This is a genomic window from Intrasporangium sp. (genome assembly GCF_051961875.1).
Taxonomy (GTDB): Bacteria; Actinomycetota; Actinomycetes; order Actinomycetales; family Dermatophilaceae; genus Intrasporangium_A.
Map to the genome: position 1 here is coordinate 1 of NZ_JBQCCV010000083.1, position 3,384 is coordinate 3,384.

The window sequence follows — 3,384 nt, forward strand, 5'->3', positions numbered from 1 at the left end:
AAGCTCTCCGACGAGCTCGGCGCCGGCTCGATGACCGGCCTGCCGATCATCGAGACCAAGGCCGGTGACGTCTCGGCGTACATCCCGACCAACGTCATCTCGATCACCGACGGCCAGATCTACCTGCAGGCGGACCTCTTCAACGCCAACGTCCGCCCGGCGATCGACGTGGGTGTGTCGGTGTCCCGCGTCGGCGGTGCCGCGCAGATCAAGGCGATGAAGTCCGTCGCCGGTCGACTCAAGCTCGACCTCGCGCAGTTCCGCGCCATGGAGGCGTTCGCGATGTTCGCCTCCGACCTCGACCCCGCGTCCCGCGCCCAGCTCGCCCGTGGTGCCCGGCTCGTCGAGCTGCTCAAGCAGCCGCAGAGCCACCCGTACCCGGTCGAGGAGCAGGTCGTCTCGATCTGGGCCGGCACGACCGGCAAGCTCGACGACATCGCCGTCGAGGACGTCCGCCCCTTCGAGCAGGAGCTGCTCGAGCAGCTGCGCCGCGAGGTCAGGATCCTCCAGACGATCCGCGAGACGAAGAAGCTCGACGACGACACCGAGGCCGCCCTCGAGAAGGTCACCGAGGACCTGAAGTTCACCTTCAAGGCGTCGGGCCGTGAGGCCGTCACCGCCGGCACGGAGGAGTTCGGCGAGCTCGACGACGACCAGATCACCCAGGCGAAGATCGTCAAGCAGAAGCGATGACGGTATGCCGTCCCGCTCCCTCCCAGCCCACCGCCCCATGGGTGGCGGGCTGGGAGCGGGGTGAGCGGCATACGACATCGGCGGCAGCGCGAGCGCGCGCGACCGGCTGACGAGACCCACACGACCTAGACGACCCACTTAGACCAGGAGAGGCGGAGCACATGGGAGCGCAGATGCGGATCTACCGCCAGCGCATCAAGTCCGTCCAGTCCATCAAGAAGATCACCAACGCGATGGAGCTGATCGCGGCCGCCCGCGTCGTCAAGGCCCGCCAGCGCGCCGTCGAGGCGATGCCGTACACGAGCGCGCTGACCCGTGCAGTGTCGGCCGTGGCGACGAACGCCAACGAGGACCACCCGCTCACGAGCCAGAAGGAGACGGCGACCCGCGCAGGCGTCGTCGTCATCGCTGCGGACCGTGGCCTCGCCGGTGCCTACTCCGTCTCGGCGATCAAGGAGAGCAACGAGCTCGTCGAGAAGCTGCGGGGCGAGGGCAAGGAGGTCCAGCCCTACCTCGTCGGCCGCAAGGCGGTGACCTACTACAACTTCCGGCGTCGCGAGTTCGCCGCCGAGTGGACCGGGTTCACCGACGCGCCGCAGTTCGAGAACGCCCGCGAGATCGCCGACCGGATCACCGCCGACTTCCTCAAGTCGGCGGAGGAGGGCGGCATCGACGAGGTGCACATCGTCTACACCCGCTTCCGCTCGATGGTGACCCAGGAGCCGCACGTGCTGCGCCTGCTGCCCCTCGAGGTGGTCGAGGCCGACGACGCCGGCGAGGACTCCGTCGACCTCACGGTGCGCCAGTACGAGGAGGGTGAGCTGCTCCCCGAGTACGACTTCGAGCCGAACGCGAACGAGGTGCTCGACGCGCTGCTGCCGAAGTACGTCCGCAACCGGGTTTTCACCTGCCTGCTCAGCTCCGCGGCGTCCGAGCTCGCGGCGCGTCAGCGGGCCATGAAGTCCGCGACGGACAACGCCGAGGAGCTCATCAAGAAGTACGAGCGGCTCGCCAACCAGGCCCGTCAGGCCGGCATCACCCAAGAGATCAGCGAAATCGTGGGCGGTGCGAACGCCCTCGCCGACGCACAGAAGTAAGCCCACGAAGGTTAGGAAGCATCAGCCATGACTGCAACTGTCAGTGAGAACACCGCTGGCGCCCCGGCCCAGGGTGCGACCGGTCGCATCTCCCGGATCATCGGCCCCGTCGTCGACGTCGAGTTCCCGGCCGACTCGATGCCGGAAATGTACAACCTGCTCAAGACCGAGGTCACCCTCCAGGGCGAGACGAAGGACCTCAACCTCGAGGTCGCGCAGTACGTCGGCGACAACATGGTGCGCGCCATCTCGCTCCAGCCGACCGACGGCCTCGTGCGCGGCGCCGCGGTCCGCGACACCGGTGGCCCCATCAGCGTGCCGGTCGGCGACGTGACCCTCGGTCGCGTCTTCAACGCCACGGGTGACTGCCTCAACCTCGCCCCCGGCGAGAAGCTCGAGGTCACCGAGCGGTGGGGCATCCACCGCAAGGCCCCCGACTTCGACCAGCTCGAGAGCAAGACCCAGATGTTCGAGACGGGCATCAAGGTCATCGACCTGCTGACCCCGTACGTGCAGGGTGGCAAGATCGGCCTCTTCGGTGGTGCGGGCGTCGGCAAGACGGTCCTCATCCAGGAGATGATCGCCCGAGTCGCGCGCGACCACGGTGGTGTGTCGGTGTTCGCCGGAGTCGGCGAGCGCACCCGTGAGGGCAACGACCTCATGGTCGAGATGGAGGAGGCCGGCGTCCTCGGGCAGACGGCCCTCGTCTTCGGCCAGATGGACGAGCCGCCGGGCACGCGTCTGCGCGTCGCCCTGTCCGCCCTGACGATGGCGGAGTACTTCCGCGACGTCCAGAAGCAGGACGTGCTCCTCTTCATCGACAACATCTTCCGGTTCACGCAGGCCGGCTCGGAGGTCTCGACCCTGCTCGGCCGCATGCCGAGCGCGGTCGGCTACCAGCCGAACCTCGCCGACGAGATGGGCATCCTGCAGGAGCGGATCACCTCGACGCGCGGTCACTCGATCACCTCGATGCAGGCGATCTACGTCCCCGCCGACGACTACACCGACCCGGCCCCGGCTACGACCTTCGCGCACCTCGACGCGACGACCGAGCTCTCGCGTGACATCGCCTCGATGGGTATCTACCCGGCCGTGGACCCGCTCTCCTCGACGAGCCGGATCCTCGACCCGCGCTACATCACGCAGGACCACTACAACACTGCGGTCCGGATCAAGTCGATCCTCCAGCGCAACAAGGAGCTGCAGGACATCATCGCGATCCTCGGTATCGACGAGCTCTCCGAAGAGGACAAGATCCTCGTCAACCGGGCTCGCCGGATCCAGCGGTTCCTGTCGCAGAACACCTACGTCGCGAAGCAGTTCACCGGCATCGAGGGCTCCACGGTCCCGCTCGCCGAGACGATCGAGGGGTTCACCAAGATCGCGGACGGCGAGTTCGACCACATCGGTGAGCAGGCGTTCTTCATGTGCGGTGGCCTCGAGGACGTCGAGCGCCAGTGGGCCGAGATCCAGAAGAACCTCTGACCGGATCCTCGGGCGGACCGATGACTATGCCGCTGGGCGCGCGTCCCACGAAGCGCCCCCCCCCCCCAACGGCGGGGGTGGGGGGGGGCTCACTGCCCCCGCCCGC

At 67.8% G+C, this 3,384-nt stretch carries 2 protein-coding genes and 1 pseudogene; all 3 read left to right on the forward strand.

Annotated elements, in window-relative coordinates; genetic code table 11:
- Window positions 1–693 (forward strand): annotated as a pseudogene (locus ACTHJJ_RS04845) (F0F1 ATP synthase subunit alpha); the annotation flags it as partial.
- 161 nt (window positions 694–854) lie between these two features.
- Entirely contained in the window at window positions 855–1,790 is a 936-nt protein-coding gene (locus ACTHJJ_RS04850; protein WP_440301806.1) for a F0F1 ATP synthase subunit gamma, read from the forward strand.
- A gap of 27 nt (window positions 1,791–1,817) precedes the next feature.
- Window positions 1,818–3,278: a F0F1 ATP synthase subunit beta gene (gene atpD, locus ACTHJJ_RS04855; protein ID WP_440301807.1), complete on the forward strand. Its 1,461-nt coding sequence runs from the start codon at window positions 1,818–1,820 to the stop codon at window positions 3,276–3,278.
- Window positions 3,279–3,384 lie beyond the last annotated feature (106 nt).